Raw genomic sequence first — 24,595 nt, 5'->3', positions numbered from 1 at the left:
CTGGTGGTCTCAGGCCGTTCCTCGTTCCGGACGATCATTATCAATATTGAATTTCATGCCGTCCAAAAGCTCTTCCAAATCGGGACGTGCCGCAGGGCCGTTAGAGATATCGGCCAGCATCAGTGTTCCATTCGGACGGATAGCAAACGCGCCAGGTTCGGCGAACAGACCCGTCGTTTCTGCATCAGACAGAGGCGATGACACGTAAAGACCAAGCGCGCGCATTTGCGCTTCAGTCATTCCATAGCAAAGATCAAAATCCCAGCCGAATTCTGCTTTGTCTGCCGCAGCTTTTTCTTTGGTGTCGGCAGAGACAACAATAACGTCCATAACGTCAGCCCATGCCGACAGCGCCGCATTCAACTTGTTCAAAAAACGCTTGCAGCGCGGACAATGCTTGCCTCGATAGACAAACAGCATGGTCCAGCGGTCTTTTTGTTGACCGATCGAAACCTTGTCCTCAGACCCTAGCATTGAAAAGTACATTTGCTCGATTTGCGCGCCGACATTTGGTTTGGCTGAGGTCATAAGTTGTTCCTTTGCTCCGTAAATCATGGCTTGGCGCAGATACCGTTAGTTTATCTCATGTCACGTCAAGGCAACGATTGAAACCCAGATCGCGGTATCATTCGGTGCTTGAAAGGCACGCTCGGTCTAAGATCGCCGTTGGTTAACGAGGAATCAACGATACCTACCCGCCGTCACTCTACGGCCCTCATTGCAGCCGGGCTTCTAATGCCGCAACAGGTGTGAGCGCAACCAGCTACCTGTATAGATTCAACGCGACCTGATCACCTGTAGCCCTCAAGAAACCTTTACAATCGAGACAAGAACGATCAAACGACCAGCCTGGTGAAATCCACCACGTCACCGATACCACTTAACTGCAAGCGCGAAGAACTGCTGCGTAAGCACTACCTGCAACCGAAAAAGTCCGCATAGTCGGCATTGCGGCTGCCGCAGAGCCGCGTTTCGAATGGCAAGTTTTTCGCAACCGTTGGGTGATTGGCGGCAAAATTACAAACCACAAACGTCGCAGTTGGGGTATTATTTGAAGCGATCTCTGGTTGTATCATCGCCCACCTGGGCCCTCATCACTCCAGTGCCCCAATTCATAAATGCCCTGTTTTTCATACGACGTATAAAAGCAAGGTAGTTTATCACCTGATCGACCTTATCCATGTCTCCGGTGGCATAGGCGACTGCAATCATCTTGAACTGAGCTTCAGGATCCTCCGCTACTTTTTCGTCACACCGATCCGCACTATTTTCAGTCCCAAATGAAGCGGTCCGTGCTTTGTACACTTCACCCCTCATCTCATTGAGGTAGGCCTTCTTACTGAGTTCGGGGGTGTTCTCGCCCAACTTAACCACGGCCTCCCAAATTGGAATGAGGCGTTCAAAAAGATCATTTCTACCATCAGTCATGTCTCTGCACCTCGCAGTTTAACAAATGCTTGTAGTTTGCCTTTAGGAAAAACTGGCAACGGCCTACGCACATGAAATACTTGTAACGTTCCGTTGCCTGTAAACTGCCCTGACTAAAGGGCCTCTCCGGTTGCCAGAGCCGATGCACAAATTCTTTTGCAAAGCCGTCCTATTCCCTTCGATTGATTTTGAAGACCCAGTCCGATATCCAGTCCGGCTGCGTGTTCAGTGTCAAAGCAGAGCCCAGCCCAAGACCAGCAAACCAAACGATGGAGGGTGCCATGTAGTTCTGAAACTGCATGAAAGGCCAAAGACATGGCCCACTACAAACGCAAACGTCCCCGCACCGTGCCTGGGAACGGGTACTCGCTCTTGGGTCTGAGCCGTCGTCTCGGAAAAGACCTGGATGATGTCCGGTGGCTCGGCAATTGGTCGCGCGGCCACGACATCATCTTTCACACACGTCCAACAAGACTCAAATCCAAGGCCCTTGCGCTTGGCATCCTGAAAGGCGCTGATCCTAATGACATTGCTTGGCCGGATAGCCGCAAAACCCATCACTACTACTGGTGAGCATGCACGGCGGAGCATCAGCTTGGCTCCGCCACTTGCTTTTCTTGGTTCAAACAGTCGTTGGTATTTTCGGGTTGGTCTGACGTGTAACCCCTCATCGTCAATTCCCGAACAATATCTCGTATCTCTTTCGGATACGCGCGAACAAACCCGGCCTCACAGCGGATAGTCTCGATTTCTCTTCGGTCCAACGCCCGAGCCAGATGGATCGCGGCAAGTTCAAACTGCTCAGCCATTTGACCCAGTGTTACATAACGCGCCTCAAACGCTTGCAGGCTTTGGGCCATGATATAACACCGGTTGTGCTGCGTGTCCGGGTTTCGCACCGTGACCTGACTAAGAAAGCCACCATCCCGCAACCGTCGGATCGATATCACATTCATTTTCAATCGTGCCGCCGCATCCAAGAGCGGCAGGTCACCAGAAAATGCACGCTCCTGCCTCTCTAAGCCTTCAGCTTGATCGATCAGCATCCCAGCCAAACCTTCGACTTCTGGATCACGCGACACGCCGGTCAATCGACCTGCCGCCCAATCGGCGACAACGCGTGCCAAAGGAACCCGGCTCTTTCGGCTGAATTCCTTGAGTGGCAACCTACGACGTGTCGATGATGCTAACTGCAGATTCTCAAGACGGGTCATCTAGGTTTGCACAGAAGACGATGTCACGTAGCGCAGAGACGTTCCGAAACGATGAGCTTTCAAAACGTCCTGCCGGATCAGCGCTTTCACCTGGACCGGATGGATATTCAGCTAGGTCGCGGTGGATTTGATATTCTGCAGTCCAGACCAGAAATCGAGCACGGCGGCCAGATCCTCATGGCTGACATCTTTCATATCTGACAGCTCGCTCGCGTTTTGACCGCGAAAGTGGGCGAGAATGCCTCGCACCCGAACCTCGCCGACCCCATGTAGCTCCCGCGCGCGTTCTAGCGTGATGAGTTTGGGTGCTGAGATTTCCGTACCCAGAACTTTCGCACCGGTCTGCAGCGGATAATTCTCCCGCACAAAATCCTGCACCCAAGCCCTGAGGACTACTGTCGCCGGGTCCTCTTCAGTGTCTTTCAGCCAGGTATAGCATTCGCCCATATCTGTCGTGAAATAAGATCGCTTGGAGGAAGACCGACGCCTGGCACGGTCCAACTCAGATATCAGGGCTTCCGGCCCACTCTTCAAAACCTCGAACCCGGCCGACATGGCAGCACGCTCCTGTTCGAAGTCCAAGTCCAAACGACCGACGCCTCGAACCAGGGCGATTGACATTCCCAGTGTCAAACACGCCTGATGAAGATGCGTCAGGTCCAGTGGGTCCAACCAATCATCCGCGACCTCAAACTCGATACGGCGGCTTAAGTAAGTTTCAAACAAAGAACGTCGAAGCGTCTTTGCGTCTTGTGCGGCCTCAAAGATCAGATCCTTGTGGCGGGCCACCTGTTCAATCACGTCGTAGGTGAGATGCGCATGCGCCGCGTTGGGAAGCAGGAGCAACGGTACGCCATGTTTGGCACAGGTCCCAATCGGCAGCACCAACCACTCAAGAAGTTGAAACGCGTTCTCGGAGCCAGAAGCCTCCATGGTCTCCAAAATACATCGTGGACAAATGCGGATGGCCTCCTATTGCTTTTTGCAGTTTGACAGAATGGTACAATCGCAAATGGCGGCGGGCGCTCTTTCCCCTTACTTTCCCTTCGTGGGCCAGCGGCATTTGGACAAGCCAAACGCCCCTGGCCGTCAGGGTGAGGGCGCTGCCCTCCCCCTCGGGCAACCCTTTTAGTCAGGGCCGTGTCCTCGGCTTTGCCTGCGGGCCGCACCGCCCCTGTCGAATAACGTTGTCTCGCCCCCTCCCGCGTTCGTGTGGAACGTCACTGATTCCTGCCTAAATCGGCGTCAATAACCTCAACAAATGGGTAAATCGCGTCACTCAATTCCGACCCAAACGTCAAGCATTTCAAACCCAAAACGAGGAGCGAAATGACATCGAAGGTGCAGGAATACTCCCAAAGACGCTGTGTGACACGTTCGAACCAGCCCCCGTTACCCGCCTCAAGCATGCGCGCGGTACAAGGCCCACAGAGACTTTAATAGAGACCTGCGACCTTTGCCCTCAGTTTGATCAGTGATGCGACGGTATCGATTGTGGGCGTTGAGATACCCGTAAGGTGCCCCAGTTCTTGCACTGAAGTGACCAAGGCATCAATTTCCATCGGTCGGTGCAACTCCAAATCCTGCCACATAGAGGTTTTGTGCGCACCGACAGCCGCTCCACCGTCGAGGCGTTTTTCAACGTCTATCGGGAACTTTACACCAAGTTTTTCACCGACTTCCTGAGCCTCGAGCATCATTCCGCGTGCCACGGAGCGTGTGCCTTCGTCGGCACACAGGACATCAAGTGTTGAGTGGGTAAGAGCGGAAATCGGGTTGAACGACAAGTTACCCCACAGTTTCAACCAAATTTCATCCCGGATTCTTGGTCTGACGGGCGCACGCAGTCCGGCGGCGGATAGAGCAGCCGAAAGCTTGGCAGCACGGTCTGATTTAGTACCATCGGGCTCGCCCAACGAAAAACGATTGCCTTCGATATGCTTGATTGATCCTGGAGCTATGACCTCGGCGGCAGGATAGACAACACATCCGAGGACGCGATCTGGTCCAAAACCGTCCCACTGCACATTTCCCGGATCGACTGAAGCCAACCTCGTTCCCTCGTACGGGCCGCCCAGTTTGTGGAAGTACCACCAGGGCACGCCGTTCACTCCACTTACCACGGTTGTCTCGTCTGCAATCAACGGCTGCATTGAGTCTACGACCGCTGGGACGGAATGCGCTTTCAGTGTGATGAAGACATAATCTTGTGGGCCGAGATCGGCAGCATTGTCTGAAGCGCGTATTGGAACGCTGACCGGATCCTGCCCTTCCTCAAGAAGGGTCAGTCCTTTTTCCTGCATTGCCGCCAAGTGGGGCCCACGCGCGACGACACTGACTTCGGTATCGGTTTGTGCAAGTTTCGCGGCAACGTAACCTCCGATAGCTCCGGCACCAAAGATACAAACTTTCATGTGTCTAAGCCTTTGCCAGTCCCAATTTAGCAGCTAGTCCGATCCTTTGTATCTTGCCAGTCGCGCCTTTTGGAATTTCTTCAAGAATAACCACTGAATTCGGCACCTTGAATTTTGCGAGCCGCGCGCCAACAAAAGCCCTGACCTCCTGACCTTGGATCGTCGCGCCTTCTGAAAGCACCACAGCGGCCGCTATGTCTTCACCCAGTTTTTCGTGGGGAACAGCAAAACAAACTGCCTGAGCAACGTCTGGGTGGCTTAAGAGTACAGCGTCAACCTCAAGTGGGCTGATTTTCTCTCCACCGCGATTGATAAGCTCTTTAAGTCGACCGGTCAGTCGCAGATAATTCTCTTCGTCGAATGAACCCTGGTCACCAGTGCGAAACCAAGTTTTTCCGTCCACTTCAAAGAAATTGGCGGCATTTGCCTGCGGGTTGCTTTCGTATCCCGGCGTCACGTTCGGACCGCTGATAACGATTTCTCCGACGTCCCGCGAAGAGATCAGATTATTTTCGTTTTCGTCTGCAATTCTGACTTCGGGGCCTGCTGCTATTCCAACAGATCCGGGTTTTTGCGTTTGGGGAGTAAGAGGGTTGCAACACATTTGATGTGTCGCCTCAGTCATGCCGTAGGCTTCGATGACGGGCGCATTAAAAGTTGCCACCAACTCTTCCATTACCGGGCCCGGCAACGAAGCAGAAGAAGACCGAAGAAAGCGCAACCGCGACTGCTCTATGATCGATTGGTTTCGTGCAGCTCGGGCGAGGATAGCTTGGTGCATTGTCGGAACCGCGGTGTACCAGGTCGGGTCGACTTCAGCGACTTGAGAGAAAAAGCTAAGAGCGTTGAATCCGGGGGCGCAGCTAATTTGAGATCCAGCACCTAAAGACGCGGCAACAGCCGCAATCAACCCGTGGATATGAAACAGCGGCATAATACTCAGACAGCGATCGTCGATTGTCAGTTTCAAAGATGAAGCCACATTTCGCGCGGATGCGTAGATATTAGCCTGCGTCAGAGGAACGATTTTGGGACGCGACGTAGTTCCTGACGTGTGCAGTATCAGGGCGACATCGTCTTTACCCGGAGCGGATGTGTCAGCCGGGCCAATTGAGTCACAGGGCAAAATAGAAAACTGACCGGCCGAAAGTAAGCGATCTTGAGATGCCCTCAAGATAACAATGCCAAGGTCCCTAGCAGCTTTTACGGCAGGTCCATCTTCGTCTTCGTTTACGAGAAGGGCCTTGGCATTCAGATCCTTGAGGTAGAAAACGTATTCTTCGTAAGTGTACGCCGGGTTCAAAGGTGCCGTCGTCGCCACTTGGGCGACGGATATGAAGGCCGTCGCCATTTCGGGGCCATTGGGCAACACAATTGCCACTCGGTCGCCGCGACCTACTCCGATCTGATGGAGATCTTTTTTGACCTTTGCGCAAAGCTCTCGCAGCCCGAGGTAGTTCAACCAAGATCGACCTGGGGCACCTATAGCATTTGCTGTGCCAGAATGGGGTGCGATCAATTCGGCGACTAAGTGGGGCATCTGGGATCCGTTTACAAAAGCATTGGCCAATTTCGCGGAGAGGGTTCGGTCTGGGTGCTAAGTTACCTTGACAGTTAGGCTACCCAATTTGTCGACCGACAGCACCAATACATCGCCGCGGTTTACTGGACCAACTCCAGAGGGCGTGCCAGACAGGATAATATCGCCGGCAGCAAGTTCGAAGTAATCGCTCAGGTAAGAGATCATTTCAGGGACTTTCCAGATCATCTGGTTCAAATCACCTTCCTGCCGAATTTCTCCGTTCACCGATAGGCGAATTGCGCCTTCGTCGAGCGGTCCAACATCTTCTGCTTTGTGCACCGGTCCACATGGAGCTGAGCGCTCAAATGCCTTCCCGATTTCCCAAGGACGACCCATTTTCTTCATTTCGCCCTGTAAATCTCGTCGGGTCATATCCAGTGAAAGCCCGTAGCCGTAGACGTGATCCAGAGCATCTTCGACAGAAATTTTCGTGCCGCCGGATTTAAGCGCCACATACATTTCAGCTTCATGATGTACGTCCGAGCTGTGAGCCGGATATGGAAATTCTCCGGATGGATCGAGGTTGTCAGGGTTCTTTTGGAAAAAAAATGGCGGTTCACGATTTGGATCGTGGCCCATTTCTATGGCGTGCGCCGCGTAGTTTCGACCAATGCAATAAACCCGACGTACCGGGAATATGCCACCGCCTTCTACCGGTATTTCGTGAACCTTCACCGCGGGAATTACAAGATCGTGCATCGCTATCCTCCTGAACACATCGTTGCCAAAGATCGGTTTGCCAATCTGTGGCCTTGTTCCGATCGATGCTGTGCCACACCCGAAAAGACGTAGCTCTTGTCTCAGTCATCGCCAATGTGACCGTCGATTTGCAAGAGGTTCAGCCGCTGCTTAGCCCAACCATTTCCCAAATTGGTCGGGCGCTAGTTTAGTGGTCGGCCTCAAGACTAGCTGGCAACACGCGGGAGTAAACGGACCTCAGATGCGCCAACATGGCCTGCGCCGCCTGTTCTCCGTCTCCACTCGATATCGCCGACAGGATTAAGTCATGCTCTCGAAAGCTGGAATAATCATCGGGGGGTTTATAGGTTTTACGAGGTTGTCCCCACACAATGGACCTTCGAACGGAATTCAGAGTCTCGAAGAAGTACAGGAAAAGCTGGTTACGAGTTGCCCGGGCTATCGCGTGATGCAAATTATTGTCCCATGCTTCATATGTGCGCCAGTCTTCTGCGGCTCGGCACCTCTCAACGCAGAGCCTCATTTGCTCGCGGTCCGAACGCGTAGAATGAAGCGCGGCAAGGCGGCTAAGCTGCGGCTCGATGGTAAACCGAACACCCACAACCTGTTCAGGCTTAATCTGTGCACCCAAATAGGTCACGTCCGTCAGATTTAGAACCGGTCGGGCACCAACGAACGTGCCTCGACCCACATGCCGCCAGATAAGGCCCTGCGCCTCTAGTTCGGCCAATACGCGCCTCAGCTGATTTCTGGTTGTGCCGAGCCATTGGCACAGTTCCCTTTCAGGTGGAAGTCTATCGTTGTGCCGGTATCCCGCATTGTCGATCAGGTCCCGGACACGTTGCGAAAGTTCTGAAGGCTCACTCACATTGCCACCCAATTTGCTGATTGGTTGATTGATTGAAACGCCAAGTCGGCAAAAACTCAAGGGCAAGTGACAACCAAATCTGAGTCGCCGGCCAAGATCGGTGACCTAAGTGGGCGCCAGAATGTAGGAGGAGAGCCGAGTGCGTTTAGCGACTGTTTCAGTAGATAGCCACGCCGTTTGCGTCGCATTGCTTGCTAACGGAAGCAGGGTGGATATTTCGCGTGCGATTAAGATGCTCATGCCGGATACGTCTATTGATGTAAGCACAATGCAGCTGATTATCGAAGGCGGTCAGACCGCGCTGGAGGCGTTGAGTGCAGTTGTTGCCGCGGGTGAGGCAGGCGAACTCAAGGACTTGCTCGTCCCCGAAGACGCGCCTCTTCTGTCGCCCATTCCCACGCCACGTAAGAACGTTTTCTGCGTGGGCCGAAACTACGCTGAACACATCGCAGAAGGCGAACGGGCACAAAAAGAGAAAATCGGCATCACCGAACATCCGGTTTTCTTTACCAAGCCGCCGACCTCGGTCGTTGCGCCAGACGCCGACATCCTACTTTTCCCTTCGGTGTCGCAGTCCATCGACTACGAAGTCGAGTTGGCAGTCGTGATAGGGAAGCGCGGGCGTAACATCACCAAGGCAGATGCGTTTAATCATGTCTTTGGGTATTCTATTCTGAATGACATAACCGCCCGTGACATACAGCGCCGCCATGGCGGCCAGTACTTCAAAGGCAAAGGGCTTGATGGATCTTGCCCAATTGGTCCCTATATCGTGACCGCCGATGCCATCAGCGATCCGCAGGCTCTGTCGATCGGACTGACAGTTAACGGTGAGCAGCGCCAAAACGGGATGACGTCGGACATGATATTCGACATTCCAACGTTGATCGCATCCTTGTCAGAAGGCCTGACACTAGAACCGGGAGACATCATTGCGACAGGTACGCCATCAGGCGTCGGATACGCAATGGAACCGCCGCAGTTTTTGAAAAACGGGGACGTCGTAGTTTGCGAGGTTTCCGAAATCGGCACGCTAAGGAACACAGTGCGCGCCGTATAATGGCTCCTACGCAGCAATCGCTGTGAGGCGTCAACATTCAAGGGAGGAAGACTACAATGATGAACAGAAGGACTTTCACAGCGTCCCTGCTTACTGCTGTTCCAGTAGCAGGAGCACTAGGAACAATGGGTTTTGCGCAAGACTTGCGTGAAATCACCTTCGTGCAACCAAGCCCTTCGGCAATCAACTCATTTCCTGTGTTTGTCGCCATTGGAGAAGGGTACTTCGCAGATGAAGGATTGAACGTGACCGTCGAGGCTATCAACGGCTCAGGCGCCGTGCTTCAGGCGTTGTCTGCTGGGCAAGCGCATTTCGGTCGCCCTGGACCCGGGCCTCTGATTGCAGCGCGGTCGCGCGATGTGGATGCCGTCCATATCTACAACGTTGCTGCACGCAGCAACTTCGGCATCGCGGTGCCGGAAGACTCTGAAGTCCAAAGCGTTGAGGAACTGCGCGGAAAGGTCATCGGAACCGGCACCGCAGACGGTGCCGAAGTGGGTTTTGCACGAAACGTCTTGACCGGTGCAGGTATGAAAGAAGGTGAGGATTTCACATTTCTTACTGTTGGCGACGGCGGTCCTGCGACTGCAGCTTTCCTGAATGGTGAAATCGACGCTTATTCTGCTTCGACGGCAGATACAGCAATCCTGAACCAGCGCGGAATGAAGGTGCGTGACATTACGCCTGCGGAATTCGGGCGTTTCTTCGGAAACGGTATCGCCACAATGGCTGACACAATCGCCAACGATCGCGAATTGGTCGAGGCCTGGAGCCGCGCGTTCGCACGTGGCCATGCCTTTGCTCTCGATGACGCTAACCGTGAAGCTGTACTGAAGCATCTGGCGGACGGCAACCCGCAGGAAGGCGAAGACAAAGAATTCCAGGCCGCGCTGTTCGATGCCGTACGCTCGAAGACCATAGCAGCGGATCCAAGCAATGGTCTGGGATGGTACCCCGCCGAGGTTTGGCAAGAATGGCAAGACGCACTTGTCGCAGGGGGCGAAATTCCGGGACCGCTTGATGACTTGAGCGCCGCCTGGACCAATGAGTTTGCCGCCATTGGCAACGAGGCCGCCAGCAAATGAACGCTGCAGCCGCACAAGAGTTTTCCGGCGCGCCCTTGGGCACGCCGGTCTACGAATTGACCCATTTAAGCAAGACCTATGCACGCAACCTTGTTGTTGCGCTTGAGGACATTAATCTGACGCTTCGGAAAGGAAGCTTCACATCTGTCATTGGGTCCAGCGGGTGCGGGAAATCCACTCTGCTCAAGATCATGGCGGGTCTGATCCCTCCCACCAAAGGGCGTGTGATCCTACAAGGTCTGCCAGTGACCGGTCCCCGGCGAGACATTGGTATGATGTTCCAGCAGGCGACACTATTTCCCTGGAAAACTGCCGTGGAAAACATCGTGTTGCCAATCGAGATCCGCGATGGCAAGGCAGCCGCCAAGCAAGCAATGGGCAAGGCTCACGAACTTTTGGACATCGTGGGTTTGAAGGGATTCGAAAACGTATACCCGAATGAATTGTCGGGCGGCATGGCACAGCGCGCCTCAATCTGCCGTATGTTGATCACTGAACCAGCTGTGCTTTTGTTAGACGAACCATTCAGCGCGCTGGACGAGCTGTCACGCGACATGATGAATATGGAACTGCAGCGGATTTGCCATGAACAGGATGCGACTGCTTTTCTTGTTACGCACTCTATTCAGGAAGCCGTGATTTTGTCCGACGAAATCGTCGTGTTGAAACCACGCCCGGGCAGGATTGCCGAGATCGTGAAGGTCGACCTGCCACGCCCACGCACGTTGGATATGATGACCACGCCCAAGTTTGGCGCTATTGTAGACTACATTCGCAGCCTCCTGGATAAGGGAGAAGAAATGTGAGCGACGTTCATAACCACTCACCTTCCCTAAAGGATTCTGACGCCGCAGAAGACACTGTATGGGAACAGAAAATTCACTTTATCGACTCGGTTCCACGCTGGCTGGCGATGACCTTTGTCTTCGTGGTTTTCGTGGGCACATGGCAAAGTGTCACGAGCCTTGGGCTGGTTTCCCCAATCATTTTGCCGACACCGATGGAAACCCTAAAAGATATGATCTTCGTGGGACAAAATCTATTGTCTGGCGGCTACATGCTTGGGGCGCTGTGGATCACAATCAAAGAAGTTATCTATGGTTTTGCGCTGGCAATCGCGATCGGTTTTTCGCTGGGCGTATTAGTGGGGGAAACGGCATTTGGTGAAAAGGCAGTGATGCCTTACCTGGTGGCCATAGATACCATGCCAAAGGTGGCGTTTGCCCCACTCTTTGTAGCGTGGTTAGGCTTTGGTATTGAATCAAAGGTCGCACTTGCTGCCTTTATCGCGACATTTCCAATCGTGGTTGGTACTGCGGCTGGGCTTCACGCTGCCGACGAAAACGCGCGTATGCTTTTCAAGACAATGGGCGCAAGTCGGATGCAGACATTGTTCAAGATGAAACTGCCGACTGGCCTGCCGCAGATTTTTACCGGTCTCAAGATCGGAGCAGTCGGCGTAATGGCTGGTGCGATCACAGGAGAATTCCTTGGCGGTGGCAAGGGATTTGGCGAACTTATCCGAGTCGCGGCCTCGCAGCTCAACACGCCGCGCGTCTTCTCGTTGATCCTGTATCTCAGCCTTGTTGGTCTGGTGGTTTTTGCGTCGGTGGTTTGGACACAGCGTAAATTGGTGTTCTGGCACAAGGAACAGGTGGGAAGAGATGACTTCTGAGCCTGTGAAAATAGACTGCCACACCCTGCGTGAATTTGTGGCGACCGCGCTCGAAACTCGAGGTGTGCCAAAAACAGATGCGGACAAGGTGGCCTCGTTGATGGTCGAGGCCGACATTTATGGCTACGGTACGCACGGTGTCTTTCGCCTGCGCCAGTACCTTGCCCGGCTGGCGGGAGGTGGCTCCAATCCTACGCCAAAAGTAACTGTAGAACATGAGACTGTCGCAACCGCTTTGATCGACGGAGACGATGGCCTCGGCCATCTGGCTATGTCGGCGGCGCGGGATCTTGCAATTGAAAAGGCAAAAGCGACCGGTATCGGGTGGGTTGGTGTTCGGCGCGGCAATCACGCGGGACCACTCGCACTTTATGTACGTCCGCAAGCCGAGGCAGGGCTGCTTGGTATGGCCGCGGCAGTGGGCAGCGCGAACCACGTCCCGCCTTATGGCGGTAGCGATTTGCTTCTTGGCACCAATCCCATTGCTTTTTCCGCCCCTGCCGATGGTCCCGACCCGTTTGTGTTTGATATGGCGACGACCGTAGCCGCGATGGGCAAGATCAAAACCCTGTTGCAGCAAGGCAAGCCTATGCCCGAAGGCTGGATGGTTGGGCGTGATGGAAATCCATTGACGGACCCCGCCCTCAAGTCAGAAGGATTTCTGTTGCCGATTGGGGGTCCGAAAGGGTTCGGTCTTTCCGTAGCTATCGGGTTGATGGCCGGGGTCTTAAACCGCGCGGCCTTCGGTTCCGATGTGGTCAATTTCACCTCGGACACAACTTCATCCACAAACACCGGCCAGTTCGTTATGGCGCTCAATCCGGCAGCCTTTGGGATGGGCAATGACTTTGCTTCTAACGCAGCCCGCGTCTTCTCTGAAATGCGCGCATCCGCCCCCCTGCCCGGTCATGACCCGGTGCGCTTGCCCGGAGACGGCAAAACGGCTGCCGCAGAGGCCCGCCGCAAAGACGGTGTGAGGCTGAATCCCGCTCTTTGTCGAGACCTCAACAAACTTGCTGAGGACTGTGGGTTATCCCCTCTGTTTCCTAGTCTCAGCGCCGACTAGCAGCGCATCCGTGGGAAGCTGGTAGGCGCTTTTTACTAGGGTTTAGCGAGGTGTCTCGTCCTCTGCCTCCAGCGCTTTCACAAGAGCAGAAAGTTTGTTCATCATGTGAAGCTTCATGGATTTCCCAAGCCCATCTGCATTACGGGCCCTGAGTAACTCCATCATGGCTTTGTGTTCGTAAATGGCCTGCGCCCAGCGCTCGTCCGACAAGTTGGCCATAAAACGTGCGCGGCGGACCCGTGCGGCCAACAGCTTGTGGTGGCTCGCAAGGATATCGTTTCGCGCGCCACGTATCAGTGCCTGATGAATGTCCTGATTGGCCTTAAAATATGCCTGTCGGTCATGTGACTTATAGGCTTTCAGCATATCGGCGTGGCGACGTTCGATTAGTTCAATTTCAGCGGAATCCAGGTGCTGACATGCCAACTCTCCCGCCAGTTGCTCAAGCGTCGCAAGCACTGGAAATGTATTCTCCAATTCCTCTCGCGTGACACTTGCGACGCGGGCCCCCCGGTTGGCTTGAAGTACCACAAAGCCTTCTGATGCAAGCACCTTTAAAGCTTCTCGCAAAGGTGTCCGCGAGACCCCCAACGAGTCACAAAGCTGCTTCTCGGGCACTTTTTCACCCGGCTTTAGCACATCTTCGACAACCAGGTTACGCAGCCTTTCGACCAGTTCTTCATGAAGGGTCGGGCGATTAATGCTGTCCGTCAGGTTCATTTCCATTTCCTAAACATCAAGAACCAGATCCAACAGGCGCGCGACGTGCATGGGCTTCCGCTGCGTACCTTCGGCGATTTGATGGCGGCAAGATGTCCCATCGGCCACGATAACTGCATCTATAGGTGCTGCTTCCAACGCCGGGAACAAGTCAAGTTGTGCCATCTTTATCGAAACATCGATAGTGTCGGGCGCATACCCAAAAGCCCCGGCCATTCCGCAACAACCGCTTTCTATCATGTGAACCTGTGCCTCCGGAATACGCTTCAAAAGGTTGAGCATCGGTGTGACGGCATCGTGTGCTTTCTGGTGGCAATGCCCATGCACATAGATCGGGCGATCCAACGGCTTCAGGGCCAAGTCCGGCTGATCGGCCAGAAATTCCTCAAAGGTACGCGTTGCATTCGACAACATCTCCGTTTCCGGCCCCGGGCAAAGCGCCAAAAACTCATCCCGGAACGTGAGGATAGAGGAAGGTTCGAGCCCGACTACTGGAACACCTTTTGCAACCGCCTCTCGCGTCGCGTCAATCACGCGTTGTGCCTCGTGACGCGCTTCGTCGACGCAGCCCATAGCTAAAAGAGTACGTCCGCAATCCAATGCCCTGTCGGATTGATCGTCTCGCGCCACGGCCACCCGAAGTCCGTTTGCCCGCAAAACCCGGACAGCGGCGCGTAAATTTTCCGGTTCGAAATACCGGTTGAACACGTCGGCAAACAGCAACACCTGCGGATCATTGTCCTGAGCCTCGGCATCACGGAACGGAGCAGAAGACCACACTGGCAGATCACGTCGCGCTGAAATACCAGTCGGTCCCTCCAATAGCTTACGCGAGGGTGCAATTTTGTTTCGTAGATTCACAAGCCACGCGACTTTCGCGGCTTTTGGCGCATATCGGGGCAGGTAAGCTATCAATTTGTCTGCCAACGTCAGCCCATCTTTTTTACGTTTTGCTGACATTACTTCGATTTTCATTCGCGCCATGTCGACGCCGGTCGGACATTCCCGAGCGCAAGCTTTGCAGGACACGCAGTACTTCATTGTGTCCAACATGGCATCGGACGACAAACCGCCCGGCATCTGCCCGCTGATCGCAAACCGCAGCGTATTTGCCCGTCCACGCGTAACATCACGCTCGTTTCGGGTCGCTCGGAAAGATGGGCACATAACCCCACCCTTGAGCTTGCGGCATGCACCATTGTTGTTGCACATCTCGACGGCGCCCTGAAACCCTCCTCCGGCACCCGGCCAAGCAGACCAGTCCAGCGTCGTTTCGAATTCAGGAACCGAATAGTCCTGGCCGTAGCGGAACAGTCGGCGGTCATCCATGGCGGGCGCGTTCACGATCTTGCCGGGATTCATCACTCCGTCGGGATCAAACCGGTTCTTAACCTGCTCAAACGCAGAAACGATACGCTGACCGAACATCTTTTCATGAAATTCTGATCTTACGATCCCGTCACCATGTTCCCCTGAATGAGATCCTTTGTATTTTTTGACCAGATCAAATGTTTCTTCAGCGATCGCCCTCATTGTCCGGACGTCTTTGTCCTGCCGCATGTTCAGCACAGGTCGCACGTGTAAACACCCCACCGAGGCATGCGCGTACCATGTTCCCTTTGTGCCATGTTTTGCAAAGATTTCGGTCAGGCCAGCGGTGTATTCGGCGAGGTCGGGTAGCGGGACAGCGCAATCTTCGACAAAAGAGATTGGTTTTCCCGCCTCTTTCATCGACATCATGACATTCAACCCGGATTTTCGGTACTCGGCGATAGAATTCTGCAAAGAGTTGTCCGTAACAGAGACAACGCCGCCCCACCGGTTTTCCGCACCGCTGAAAGCAAACCCGAGATCTCCCATCAGTTGCGAAAGCTCGACTAGTTTTGCAGCATTGGCCTCGGCGCTGCCCTCGGCGAATTCCACCAGCAGCAGGGCTTCGGGATTGCCTTCAACAAATGCATTTATCGTTTCGCGAAACATTGGGATTTCACGCCCTAATGCAATCATGGTGTCGTCGACCAACTCTACCGCCAGGGGGTTGAGTGTCACGATGTGCTGAGTGGCCTCCATTGCAGCACGGAATGTCGGGAAATGGCACACACCAGTAACTTTCGCACCCGGCAACTGTGCCAAGCTTAATTCCAGTTCTGTGAAATAGGCCAATGTGCCTTCTGACCCCACCAATAAATGGGACATGTTGATGTCGTTACCGATGAGGGCGTCGATATTGTACCCGCCCACACGGCGTTGGACTTTGGGAAAACGAGCGTCAATTTCAGCAGCCTCGCGACGCCCAAGAGCGCGCATATCACCAACAAGATCCGCATAATCGCCTGATGCGGCCGTATCAGCGCTGAACCGCGCTTCCGGGCCGTCAACCATGATTGCGTTTATCGCACGGACGTTGTCTCGCATGATCCCGTATCGCAGAGATTTTCCACCTGAAGAATTGTTTGCCGCCATCCCCCCAAGAGTGCAACGAGACGCTGTTGAGGGATCCACGGGAAACCAAAGGCCATGCTGCTTCAACGCTTGGTTCAATTGATCCAGAACAACACCGGGCTGAACGCGCGCAATACGTTTCTCAACGTCTACGTCAAGAATACGATTCAAGTGTTTTGTGCTGTCCAGCACAACACCCTGATTGACTGTTTGCCCGCATTGCGACGTGCCGCCGCCGCGAGGCAGAACCGAACATCCTTCGTCCCGCGCAATGGACATTACAGCTTGGACATCTTCTGTGGACCGGGGGATCACCACAGCGTCCGGTATCATCTGATAGATTGAGGCATCGGTCGAGTATCGAGCAAGCGATGCCGGATCTGACATCACTTCCCCCCGTACATCAGACAACAGTCGGCGGTACAACGATCCATTCTCTACCATCAGGTTCGCCTTCCCTTCCCTGTAAGCCTAATTAGACCTTTCACTTCATCGTTGACTGAATAATGAATTCATAATTAACTTTTGCAATAGGTAATAGCGCCACTTTTTTGGCACCAGCGTAAGGATCAGTTCAAATGCGTCAGGCGGGTAGACACTTTTTGCAGATTCCAGGGCCAAGTGCTGTGCCAGATCGAATCCTGAGAGCCATAAGCACGCAGACCATTGATCATCGAGGACCCAATTTTGCAGAAGTCGGGAATAAGGCCCTCAATGGTATGAAGACGATTTTCAGGACAAAACAGAACGTCTTTATCTATCCTTCATCCGGCACCGGTGCGTGGGAAGCCGCACTTGTGAACACGGTTTCGCCTGGCGAAAAAGTTCTGATGTTCGAAACAGGGCATTTCGCCTTCATGTGGTGCAACTTGGCTGGTAAACTAGGGTTGCAACCAGAGCTGATTGAAGGAGATTGGCGCGGCGGCGCGGACCCCAATCAGATTGAAGACCGTCTACGTGCGGACAAGCAGCACGACATCAAGGCGGTTTGCGTCGTTCACAACGAAACGTCCACCGGGTCAGTTTCATCAATTGAGGAAGTGCGCAGGGCCATAGACGCTGCAAAACACCCCGCACTTCTAATCGTGGACTCCATCTCCGGCCTTGCGTCGATTGACTTTCGGTTCGATGACTGGGGGGTAGATGTGTGTGTCTCCGGCTCGCAAAAAGGACTGATGTTACCGCCTGGTCTGAGCTTCAACGCCGTGAGCGATCGGGCGCTAAAACACTCAAAATCCGTGACCACGCCGCGAAGTTACTGGGATTGGCAAGATATGGTCGGACCAAATCAGAAGGGGTTCTTTCCCTACACCCCCGGCACCAATCTTCTCTATGGATTAAATGAGGCCATAGACATGTTGCACGAGGAAGGGTTGGACAACGTTTTTGCCCGTCACTCCCGACACGGAGCCGCGACACGGGCTGCCGTGCGCGCCTGGGGTCTTGAGGTTTTGTGCACACATCAAGGTCAGGAATCGGGCGTCTTGACTGCGGTTAAGGTCCCAGAAGGTCACTCCGCCGATGCGTTTCGTGCTACGGCGCTTGAGCACTATGACATCTCACTAGGAAATGGTCTGTCCAAGGTAGCCGACAAGGTGTTCCGCATTGGTCATTTGGGCGATTTCAACGACCTAATGTTGATGGCCACCCTTTCTGGCGTAGAAATGGGGCTAGCCAAGAGCGGTATGCCTCATCACGGAGGCGGCACTCAGGCTGCCTCGGAACATCTCAAGGCTGCGTAGCGCCGGATAGACGGATACACTTTCATCAGCGCTCGCACGAATTCCAGCAGTTGGGCGGAAAGCGATCATTCGCTGCGATTGCGGAGTCACGTGGTTCTTGCTGTCAAAGTGGACCTTCGATTTCGCATCGTCGATGGAAGTACATTTGGCCTCCCAAACCAAAGATTAGACCAAATGAAAATTCAAAGAGTCGATCCAATGCGCCACGCCAGGGCTCAAAGCAGATTTCTTTGATAACATGCAGAAAAACTGTGCAGACATTCCGCTGCATGTAAAAATATGCTGATAAAATAGGCAAACTGGCAGCCTGATGAAACGCTTAGTGGCCTTGGAATTGCGATCGATGAAGCTTGGGCTCACTTGGGTGCCTATGAAACAACACCTTACTGTCGTTGTCGTCGAGCAGAACCAAGAACGTGCCTTTGCAATTGTGGATGCCTTAAAAGAGTCTGGAGACGTAGACGTTTCTGTAATCGGCAATGTTTCCGGGCTGGCACGTAGAATTGCAATGCATAGCCCAGACATCGTTCTGATCGACATAGACAATCCATCGCGGGATATGCTGGAAGAGTTGACCGTCGCCTCCGGTCCGATGGAGCGTCCGGTGGCCATGTTCGTCTCGGGCGCTGCGGGTGGATTGGCGAAAGCAGCCGTTGAGGCAGGGGTATCAGCCTATGTAGTCGATGGCCTGCAAGCCGAGCGCATCAAACCTGTGATCGATACCGCCATCGCCCGGTTTCAGGTATTACGCCAGATGAGGACCGAACTGGCCGAGACCCGCCGTGCGTTGGAAGAACGCAAAGTGATTGATCGCGCCAAAGGGTTGTTGATGAAAGCCAAGGGTGTGTCTGAAGACGAGGCCTACGCCCTGCTGCGCAAAACAGCGATGAACCAGAACCGCCGGGTTGCAGAAGTGGCCGAAGCCCTGGTCACGGCCTCGGGTTTGTTGTCATGAGAACCGTGACCTTGCCTGTCGCCTATATGCCTTTGGTCGACGCGGCCCCGTTGATTGTCGCGCGCGAGATGGGATTTGACCATGCCGAAGGCGTGTCTCTGGATCTGCGACCGGCCCCGTCATGGTCATCTCTGCGCGATATGCTGGCTTTTGGGCATGTGGACGCAGCGCATCTGCTGTCACCTGTACCCGTTGCGATGGCCTTGGGTTTGGGCGGTATCTCGACGCCGCTGTCCGCAGTGTCTGTCCTATCCCTGAATGGCAACGTCATAGGCGTTGGAACCCAATTGGCAGGGCGTCTGACCGATCAGGGCTATGACTTCGATTTCACTGATGCCGTTGCGGCTGGGGCTGCACTGGCAAAGGCTGCCGGTGAGGTTTTGGTGTTCGGAGTGCCTTTTCCGTTTTCGATGCATGTTGAACTGCTGCGCTATTGGGTTGCGGGAACCGAACTGGCTTCGAAGCAGGTCGAAATCCGCACTGTCCCGCCCCCTCTCATGGCGCAGGCGCTTGCAGGTGGCGAGATCGATGCCTTCTGCGTGGGCGAGCCTTGGGGCTCATTCGCCGTGGATGACAATGTTGGTGCCTTGCTGCTGCCCGGTAAGGCAATCTGGACCTGCGCACCTGAAAAGGTGTTGGCGGTTAGAAACAACTGGGCCGAAACTGAGCCGCATTTGCTGGGTAGCCTTATGCGGGCCGTTTGGCGCGCGGGACGTTGGCTTTCAAACACGGACAGCCGAACAACCGCGTCCGAGATGCTATCGCGCAAAACCTACCTCAATGTCTCACCCGAACTAATCGACCGTGCATTGATGGGCGAATTCACAATCTCGGCGCGCGGCGAGCAACGCCATGTGGATGGGTTTGTCGAGTTCTTTGATGGCGCTGCCACCTTCCCATGGCGCAGTCAGGCCAAGTGGATCGCGCATCACCTAGCGCAACGGAACGGGATCGATGTCAGCACAGCCGAACGTCAGGCCGCCCGTGTCTTTCGCAGCGATCTCTATCGGCGCGAGTTGTTCGGGCTGGGTGTCGAAACCCCCGGAGCGTCAGAAAAGCTGGAAGGGGCGCTTCCTGAGTCGACCACCGTAGCCTCGACAAACGGAAGCTTGATTCTGGCGCCGAACGTCTTCTTCGATCGTCGCATTTTCGAGCCAACGGGGTGAGAGTGCCCAAAATTTTTGCAGCGCAGCATCAAATCACGCTGCAGCGCAGAAAAATCACACTTTGACGCTCAAAACCGGATGACGGCCCAGATCAAGGATGTCTTAATCGGGACATCGGAAGGCAACGACGCCCACCGACGGAATTCGCCCACTATCCAGGGCACCTTACAAGAGCAAAGCCGCTCGACCATCCGCCACCTCCTCCCGGCGGACTGTGTCGGCGGCTTTTTTGTTTGCCCAAGAGGTTGGGCTGAACCGAAAGGGATCGAGATGAAAAAGCTTCTTTTAGGCCTCGTCGCAACGACGGCGCTTGTGTCTCCGGCACTGGCCGAGCTGGAACTGGAAAAAGACGAGCTGACTTTTGGCTTTATCAAACTGACCGATATGGCGCCGCTGGCTGTCGCTTACGAGAATGGGTACTTTCTGGACGAAGGCCTGTTCGTGACGCTGGAAGCACAAGCCAATTGGAAGGTCCTATTGGATGGCGTGATCGACGGGCAGCTTGACGGCGCACACATGCTGGCCGGACAGCCTTTGGCCGCCACCATCGGATACGGAACCGAAGCGCACATCGTAACGCCCTTCTCAATGGACCTGAACGGCAACGGCATCACCGTGTCCAAGGAGATTTGGGAAGAGATGAAGCCGAACATCCCGGTGATGGAGGATGGTCGTCCCCAACACCCTATCAGCGCAGAGGCGCTTGCTCCGGTCGTTGAGAAATACAAATCTGAAGGCAAGCCCTTTAACATGGGCATGGTCTTCCCAGTCTCGACCCACAATTACGAACTGCGCTATTGGCTGGCCGCTGGTGGGCTGCATCCGGGGTTCTACAGCCCAGACAACGTGACCGGTCAAATCGGTGCGGATGTGTTCCTCTCGGTGACACCTCCGCCGCAAATGCCAGCCACGTTGGAGGCCGGAACGATCTATGGCTACTGCGTGGGTGAGCCGTGGAACCAGCAAGCGGTGTTCAAGGGCATCGGCGTTCCAGTAATTACCGATTACGAACTGTGGAAGAACAACCCCGAGAAGGTCTTTGGCATCACAGCCGAGTTTGCCGAGGAGTATCCGAATACCACTCTGGCAGTGACCAAAGCCCTGATCCGCGCGGCACAGTGGTTGGATGAAAATGACAACGCCAACCGCCCCGAAGCGGTCGAAATCCTGAGCCGCGCAGAATATGTGGGCGCGGATTATGACGTGATCGCCAATTCGATGACTGGCACTTTCGAATATGAAAAAGGCGACAAGCGTGAGGTTCCAGATTTCAACGTGTTCTTCCGCTACAACGCGACCTATCCGTTCTATTCGGACGCGGTTTGGTACCTGACCCAGATGCGTCGTTGGGGTCAGATCGCCGATGCGAAGCCGGACAGTTGGTATGACGAAGTGGCCAAGTCGGTCTACAAGCCCAAAATCTACCTGGAGGCCGCCCGTCTGCTGGTTGACGAAGGTCTGGCGGATGAGGCCGATTTCCCCTGGAACAGTGACGGCTACAAGGCACCAACGCCTGCCGAGGATATCATTGACGGGATCGCCTATGACGGCCGCACACCCAACGCCTATCTCGAAAGCATGTCCATTGGCCTGAAGGGCGAGCAGAAGATCGTCGGCTCGGACGTTCAAGGCTAATTCCTCAGCTCCACGTCCGGCCAAGGTCGGGCGTGGGCTTCACAAGTGCCCCGCCATCGCAAGGACACATCAGATGACGACCGTCGATCCCGAATTCAACGCAGACGCTGCACGCCAGGAGCGTCGCGCCCGCCTTTTCACCCGCATCAATGCAGCCGACAAATGGTTCCAGGTGTTGGGTCTCAGCTGGGCCACGCCTGTTCTGAAAGCCGCCGCCGGAGACAATCCCCGCGCTCAGATGGCCGAGATTTGGCGTTTGCTGATCGTGCCGTTGCTGTCGATCTTCGCCTTTTTGCTTCTGTGGGGCACGCTGGCGCCCAAGGTACAGACCTCGCTGGGCGCGGTCCCCGGGCCAGCGCAGGTTTGGGCGGAGATGGTCAGCCTGAATGAGGACGCCAAAGCTAAAGCGGCAAAACGCGCCAAGTTCGAAGCCATGGTCGACACGCGCAATCAAAAGTTTATTGATGCTGGCCAGCCGGAGAAGGTGAAAGACGTCGCTTTCACCGGGGCTCCGACCTACTACCAACAGATCTGGACCTCGATCAAAACTGTGTTTTTCGGCTTTCTGATCGCTACTGCCCTTGCGGTCCCGCTGGGCATCGCCGCAGGTCTTTCGCCTACGGCAAATGCCGCGCTGAACCCGCTGATCCAGATATTCAAACCGGTCTCGCCACTGGCGTGGCTACCGATTGTGACCATGATCGTCTCGGCCGTTTACGTCACCAATGATGGCTGGTTCGCGAAATCCTTTTTGATCTCCGCCATCACCGTAACTTTGTGTTCGCTATGGCCCACATTAATCAACACGGCGCTGGGTGTGGCATCTATCGACAAGGATTTGGTGAACGTCTCCAAGGTTCTGAAAATGAACACCTATACCAAGATCACCAAACTGGTGTTGCCTTCGGCCCTGCCGCTGATCTTCACTGGTCTGCGCCTGTCGCTTGGTGTTGGCTGGATGGTCCTGATCGCCGCGGAAATGCTGGCGCAGAACCCCGGCCTGGGCAAGTTTGTCTGGGATGAGTTCCAAAACGGTTCCTCCAGCTCATTGGCCAAGATCATGGTTGCGGTCTTTACCATCGGCATCATCGGCTTCCTGCTGGACCGTGTGATGTATGCCCTGCAATCCCTTTTCACCTTCACGAATAACCGGTGAACGCGATGAGCATTCTAAGCTTCAAGGACACCTCTAAATCCTTCGGTGAAGGCACTGCGCGCGCCGATGTGCTGAAAGGCATCGATCTGGACGTGCAAGAGGGCGAGTTTCTGGTGATCCTTGGTTTCTCAGGCACCGGCAAGACGACCCTGATCAACCTGATGGCCGGGCTGGATCGCCCGACCAGCGGAGAGGTCACGTTCAAAGGCGCTCCGATAAAGGGCCCCGGCCCGGAACGCGGGGTGATCTTCCAGAACTACTCGCTGATGCCTTGGCTGACGGTCGGCGGCAATGTCGGGCTGGCGGTTGATACGGTTTTCCCGGATCTCAGCAAGACCGAGAAAGCCGAAAAAGTCGCGCATTACGTCAAGATGGTGGGCCTCAGCCATGCCGCGACGCGCCGCCCGGCGGAACTGTCCGGCGGGATGCGCCAGCGGGTCAACGTGGCGAGGGCGCTGTCGATGAGCCCTGAGGTATTGCTGCTGGATGAACCTCTGTCGGCGCTCGACGCTTTGACCCGTGCCAATCTGGCGGACGAGATCGAACACATCTGGGAAGCCGACAAGAAGACTTGCGTGCTGATTACCAACGACGTCGATGAAGCAATCATTCTTGCCGACCGGATCATTGCACTGAACCCAGATGGCACGCTGGGGCAGGAGTTCCACGTGTCGATCCCGCGACCGCGCGAACGCGGTGCCATGAACAACGATGAGACGTTCAAACGCTTGCGGGCGGACGTCACCAAATATCTGATGGACGTAGGGATCGAGGCCAAGGTCGAAGGCACTCGTACCCTGCCGGATGTCACCCCAATCCACGGGGTTCCAACGGCGGTGGCCGAGGCGCAAAAGGGGATGATTGAGAACCGCTTCCTCGATTTCTCGCAGCTGCACAAGGTGTATCCGACGCCCAAAGGCCCTCTGACCGTGGTCGAGGATTTTGACCTGAAGATCGACAAGGGTGAGTTCATCTCTCTGATCGGCCATTCCGGCTGCGGCAAGTCCACAGTTCTGACCATGGCCGCAGGTCTTAATGACATCTCCAAGGGCGCGATCAAGTTAGATGGCCGTCACGTCGAAGGCGCCGACCCGGAACGCGCTGTAGTGTTCCAATCGCCAAACCTGTTCCCCTGGCTGTCCGCCAAGGAAAACGTCGCGATTGGTGTCGACAAGGTCTACCCCAATGCAAGCCTGGCCGAGCGGCAGGACGTGGTGGAGTACTATCTGGAACGCGTCGGACTGGCCGATGCGATGGACAAATCTGCCTCTGACCTGTCGAACGGGATGAAGCAGCGTGTCGGTATCGCCCGCGCCTTTGCTCTGTCGCCCAAACTATTGCTGTTGGATGAGCCTTTCGGGATGCTCGACAGCCTCACACGCTGGGAATTGCAGGAAGTTCTGATGGAGGTCTGGTCCCGCACAAAGGTGACTGCGATCTGCGTCACCCATGATGTGGACGAGGCGATCCTGCTGGCCGACCGCGTAGTGATGATGACCAACGGTCCGCAGGCGACCATCGGTAAAATCACCAAGGTCGACCTGCCGCGCCCAAGGACTCGCAAGGCCCTGTTGGAGCACCCGGATTATTACGCCTACCGGCAGGAAGTTCTCGATTTCCTTGAAGAATACGAACACGGCGCCAAGCCGAAATCGCCCGCCCCTAAGGCGATTGCAGCGGAGTGAAAT

Annotated in this window: 23 protein-coding genes; 12 read left to right on the top strand and 11 right to left on the bottom strand. The window is 54.9% G+C overall.

Translation table 11 applies throughout. The features are described 5' to 3' along the window. Positions 1-9 precede the first annotated feature (9 nt). The 3 genes from AC2FIO_RS13630 to AC2FIO_RS13620 all read right to left on the bottom strand — a co-directional run bounded on the left by AC2FIO_RS13630 (position 10) and on the right by AC2FIO_RS13620 (position 1,729). A complete protein-coding gene (locus tag AC2FIO_RS13630; RefSeq protein WP_496698275.1) occupies positions 10-528 on the bottom strand; it encodes a redoxin domain-containing protein in 519 nt (172 codons plus the stop codon). A 519-nt stretch (positions 529-1,047) separates the two neighbouring features. Continuing rightward, on the bottom strand, positions 1,048-1,428 hold the full coding sequence (locus AC2FIO_RS13625; RefSeq protein ID WP_496698273.1) for a hypothetical protein: 381 nt from the start codon (positions 1,426-1,428) through the stop codon (positions 1,048-1,050). 169 nt (positions 1,429-1,597) lie between these two features. Further along, positions 1,598-1,729 carry a hypothetical protein gene (locus AC2FIO_RS13620; protein ID WP_496698271.1) on the bottom strand — a complete coding sequence of 44 codons (132 nt, stop codon included), beginning with the start codon at positions 1,727-1,729 and terminating at the stop codon, positions 1,598-1,600. Positions 1,730-1,743: 14 nt separating this feature from the next. Here AC2FIO_RS13620 and AC2FIO_RS13615 point away from each other — a divergent pair, with 14 nt between their 5' ends. Beyond that, positions 1,744-2,001 carry a hypothetical protein gene (locus tag AC2FIO_RS13615; RefSeq protein WP_496698269.1) on the top strand — a complete coding sequence of 86 codons (258 nt, stop codon included), beginning with the start codon at positions 1,744-1,746 and terminating at the stop codon, positions 1,999-2,001. Positions 2,002-2,018: 17 nt separating this feature from the next. Here AC2FIO_RS13615 and AC2FIO_RS13610 read toward each other — a convergent pair whose 3' ends face one another. From AC2FIO_RS13610 to AC2FIO_RS13585, 6 genes are all read right to left on the bottom strand, one after another. Then, positions 2,019-2,555 (bottom strand): hypothetical protein, encoded by a 537-nt coding sequence (locus AC2FIO_RS13610; protein ID WP_496698268.1) that lies wholly within the window; start codon positions 2,553-2,555, stop codon positions 2,019-2,021. A 198-nt stretch (positions 2,556-2,753) separates the two neighbouring features. Further along, positions 2,754-3,575, bottom strand: a complete 822-nt coding sequence (locus tag AC2FIO_RS13605; RefSeq protein WP_496698266.1) for a hypothetical protein — start codon at positions 3,573-3,575, stop codon at positions 2,754-2,756. A gap of 503 nt (positions 3,576-4,078) precedes the next feature. Further along, a complete protein-coding gene (locus AC2FIO_RS13600) occupies positions 4,079-5,056 on the bottom strand; it encodes a 2-dehydropantoate 2-reductase (protein ID WP_496698264.1) in 978 nt (325 codons plus the stop codon). Between the two features lie 4 nt (positions 5,057-5,060). Next, positions 5,061-6,596: an acyl--CoA ligase gene (locus tag AC2FIO_RS13595; protein WP_496698597.1), complete on the bottom strand. Its 1,536-nt coding sequence runs from the start codon at positions 6,594-6,596 to the stop codon at positions 5,061-5,063. 57 nt (positions 6,597-6,653) lie between these two features. Continuing rightward, entirely contained in the window at positions 6,654-7,337 is a 684-nt protein-coding gene (locus AC2FIO_RS13590) for a fumarylacetoacetate hydrolase family protein (protein WP_496698262.1), read from the bottom strand. 187 nt (positions 7,338-7,524) lie between these two features. Next, complete coding sequence (locus AC2FIO_RS13585; RefSeq protein WP_108859904.1) at positions 7,525-8,205, bottom strand: FadR/GntR family transcriptional regulator; 681 nt, start codon at positions 8,203-8,205, stop codon at positions 7,525-7,527. 268 nt (positions 8,206-8,473) lie between these two features. Here AC2FIO_RS13585 and AC2FIO_RS13580 point away from each other — a divergent pair, with 268 nt between their 5' ends. The 5 genes from AC2FIO_RS13580 (at position 8,474) to AC2FIO_RS13560 (ending at position 13,091) form a co-directional block, all read left to right on the top strand. Beyond that, positions 8,474-9,265, top strand: coding sequence for a fumarylacetoacetate hydrolase family protein (locus AC2FIO_RS13580; protein ID WP_496698259.1), 792 nt, complete (start codon positions 8,474-8,476; stop codon positions 9,263-9,265). A gap of 125 nt (positions 9,266-9,390) precedes the next feature. Next, positions 9,391-10,350 carry an ABC transporter substrate-binding protein gene (locus tag AC2FIO_RS13575; RefSeq protein WP_234416594.1) on the top strand — a complete coding sequence of 320 codons (960 nt, stop codon included), beginning with the start codon at positions 9,391-9,393 and terminating at the stop codon, positions 10,348-10,350. Further along, positions 10,347-11,156 carry an ABC transporter ATP-binding protein gene (locus AC2FIO_RS13570; protein ID WP_058275284.1) on the top strand — a complete coding sequence of 270 codons (810 nt, stop codon included), beginning with the start codon at positions 10,347-10,349 and terminating at the stop codon, positions 11,154-11,156. Before AC2FIO_RS13575 ends, AC2FIO_RS13570 begins: the two co-directional genes overlap by 4 nt. Continuing rightward, positions 11,153-12,025, top strand: coding sequence for an ABC transporter permease (locus AC2FIO_RS13565; protein WP_496698258.1), 873 nt, complete (start codon positions 11,153-11,155; stop codon positions 12,023-12,025). The genes AC2FIO_RS13570 and AC2FIO_RS13565 overlap by 4 nt, the downstream gene beginning before the upstream one ends. Next, positions 12,015-13,091, top strand: a complete 1,077-nt coding sequence (locus AC2FIO_RS13560; protein ID WP_496698256.1) for an Ldh family oxidoreductase — start codon at positions 12,015-12,017, stop codon at positions 13,089-13,091. Before AC2FIO_RS13565 ends, AC2FIO_RS13560 begins: the two co-directional genes overlap by 11 nt. A 42-nt stretch (positions 13,092-13,133) precedes the next feature. Here AC2FIO_RS13560 and AC2FIO_RS13555 read toward each other — a convergent pair whose 3' ends face one another. Together AC2FIO_RS13555 and AC2FIO_RS13550 are read right to left on the bottom strand one after the other, a co-directional pair. Continuing rightward, positions 13,134-13,811 carry a GntR family transcriptional regulator gene (locus tag AC2FIO_RS13555; RefSeq protein WP_496698254.1) on the bottom strand — a complete coding sequence of 226 codons (678 nt, stop codon included), beginning with the start codon at positions 13,809-13,811 and terminating at the stop codon, positions 13,134-13,136. 9 nt (positions 13,812-13,820) lie between these two features. Continuing rightward, positions 13,821-16,640: an FAD-binding and (Fe-S)-binding domain-containing protein gene (locus tag AC2FIO_RS13550; protein WP_496698252.1), complete on the bottom strand. Its 2,820-nt coding sequence runs from the start codon at positions 16,638-16,640 to the stop codon at positions 13,821-13,823. Positions 16,641-16,831: 191 nt separating this feature from the next. Between AC2FIO_RS13550 and AC2FIO_RS13545 the strand changes: the two genes are divergently transcribed. From AC2FIO_RS13545 to AC2FIO_RS13520, 6 genes are all read left to right on the top strand, one after another. Continuing rightward, positions 16,832-17,995, top strand: coding sequence for a pyridoxal-phosphate-dependent aminotransferase family protein (locus AC2FIO_RS13545; protein ID WP_496698250.1), 1,164 nt, complete (start codon positions 16,832-16,834; stop codon positions 17,993-17,995). A gap of 370 nt (positions 17,996-18,365) precedes the next feature. Continuing rightward, positions 18,366-18,950, top strand: a complete 585-nt coding sequence (locus AC2FIO_RS13540) for an ANTAR domain-containing response regulator (RefSeq protein ID WP_282120623.1) — start codon at positions 18,366-18,368, stop codon at positions 18,948-18,950. Further along, entirely contained in the window at positions 18,947-20,116 is a 1,170-nt protein-coding gene (locus AC2FIO_RS13535) for an ABC transporter substrate-binding protein (RefSeq protein ID WP_496698247.1), read from the top strand. Before AC2FIO_RS13540 ends, AC2FIO_RS13535 begins: the two co-directional genes overlap by 4 nt. A 270-nt stretch (positions 20,117-20,386) precedes the next feature. Beyond that, positions 20,387-21,751, top strand: a complete 1,365-nt coding sequence (locus tag AC2FIO_RS13530; RefSeq protein WP_496698245.1) for a CmpA/NrtA family ABC transporter substrate-binding protein — start codon at positions 20,387-20,389, stop codon at positions 21,749-21,751. A 73-nt stretch (positions 21,752-21,824) separates the two neighbouring features. Next, positions 21,825-22,907: an ABC transporter permease gene (locus tag AC2FIO_RS13525; RefSeq protein ID WP_496698243.1), complete on the top strand. Its 1,083-nt coding sequence runs from the start codon at positions 21,825-21,827 to the stop codon at positions 22,905-22,907. Positions 22,908-22,912: 5 nt separating this feature from the next. Beyond that, entirely contained in the window at positions 22,913-24,592 is a 1,680-nt protein-coding gene (locus AC2FIO_RS13520) for an ABC transporter ATP-binding protein (protein ID WP_496698241.1), read from the top strand. Positions 24,593-24,595: the final 3 nt, after the last annotated feature.

This window comes from Ruegeria sp. CDSB086, from assembly GCF_059611065.1.
This window is presented reverse-complemented; position numbering and strand designations above follow the sequence as displayed.

What these genes read in the sequence shown, in the direction of transcription:
- AC2FIO_RS13630 (WP_496698275.1), bottom strand. Translation starts at nt 528, where the DNA reads ATGACCTCAGCCAAACCAAATGTCGGCGCGCAAATCGAGCAAATGTAC.
- AC2FIO_RS13625 (WP_496698273.1), bottom strand. Translation starts at nt 1,428, where the DNA reads ATGACTGATGGTAGAAATGATCTTTTTGAACGCCTCATTCCAATTTGG.
- AC2FIO_RS13620 (WP_496698271.1), bottom strand. Translation starts at nt 1,729, where the DNA reads ATGCAGTTTCAGAACTACATGGCACCCTCCATCGTTTGGTTTGCTGGT.
- AC2FIO_RS13615 (WP_496698269.1), top strand. Translation starts at nt 1,744, where the DNA reads ATGGCCCACTACAAACGCAAACGTCCCCGCACCGTGCCTGGGAACGGG.
- AC2FIO_RS13605 (WP_496698266.1), bottom strand. Translation starts at nt 3,575, where the DNA reads ATGGAGGCTTCTGGCTCCGAGAACGCGTTTCAACTTCTTGAGTGGTTG.
- AC2FIO_RS13600 (WP_496698264.1), bottom strand. Translation starts at nt 5,056, where the DNA reads ATGAAAGTTTGTATCTTTGGTGCCGGAGCTATCGGAGGTTACGTTGCC.
- AC2FIO_RS13595 (WP_496698597.1), bottom strand. Translation starts at nt 6,596, where the DNA reads ATGCCCCACTTAGTCGCCGAATTGATCGCACCCCATTCTGGCACAGCA.
- AC2FIO_RS13590 (WP_496698262.1), bottom strand. Translation starts at nt 7,337, where the DNA reads ATGCACGATCTTGTAATTCCCGCGGTGAAGGTTCACGAAATACCGGTA.
- AC2FIO_RS13580 (WP_496698259.1), top strand. Translation starts at nt 8,474, where the DNA reads ATGCAGCTGATTATCGAAGGCGGTCAGACCGCGCTGGAGGCGTTGAGT.
- AC2FIO_RS13575 (WP_234416594.1), top strand. Translation starts at nt 9,391, where the DNA reads ATGGGTTTTGCGCAAGACTTGCGTGAAATCACCTTCGTGCAACCAAGC.
- AC2FIO_RS13570 (WP_058275284.1), top strand. Translation starts at nt 10,347, where the DNA reads ATGAACGCTGCAGCCGCACAAGAGTTTTCCGGCGCGCCCTTGGGCACG.
- AC2FIO_RS13560 (WP_496698256.1), top strand. Translation starts at nt 12,015, where the DNA reads ATGACTTCTGAGCCTGTGAAAATAGACTGCCACACCCTGCGTGAATTT.
- AC2FIO_RS13555 (WP_496698254.1), bottom strand. Translation starts at nt 13,811, where the DNA reads ATGAACCTGACGGACAGCATTAATCGCCCGACCCTTCATGAAGAACTG.
- AC2FIO_RS13550 (WP_496698252.1), bottom strand. Translation starts at nt 16,640, where the DNA reads ATGTCAGATCCGGCATCGCTTGCTCGATACTCGACCGATGCCTCAATC.
- AC2FIO_RS13545 (WP_496698250.1), top strand. Translation starts at nt 16,832, where the DNA reads ATGCGTCAGGCGGGTAGACACTTTTTGCAGATTCCAGGGCCAAGTGCT.
- AC2FIO_RS13540 (WP_282120623.1), top strand. Translation starts at nt 18,366, where the DNA reads ATGAAACAACACCTTACTGTCGTTGTCGTCGAGCAGAACCAAGAACGT.
- AC2FIO_RS13535 (WP_496698247.1), top strand. Translation starts at nt 18,947, where the DNA reads ATGAGAACCGTGACCTTGCCTGTCGCCTATATGCCTTTGGTCGACGCG.
- AC2FIO_RS13530 (WP_496698245.1), top strand. Translation starts at nt 20,387, where the DNA reads ATGAAAAAGCTTCTTTTAGGCCTCGTCGCAACGACGGCGCTTGTGTCT.
- AC2FIO_RS13525 (WP_496698243.1), top strand. Translation starts at nt 21,825, where the DNA reads ATGACGACCGTCGATCCCGAATTCAACGCAGACGCTGCACGCCAGGAG.
- AC2FIO_RS13520 (WP_496698241.1), top strand. Translation starts at nt 22,913, where the DNA reads ATGAGCATTCTAAGCTTCAAGGACACCTCTAAATCCTTCGGTGAAGGC.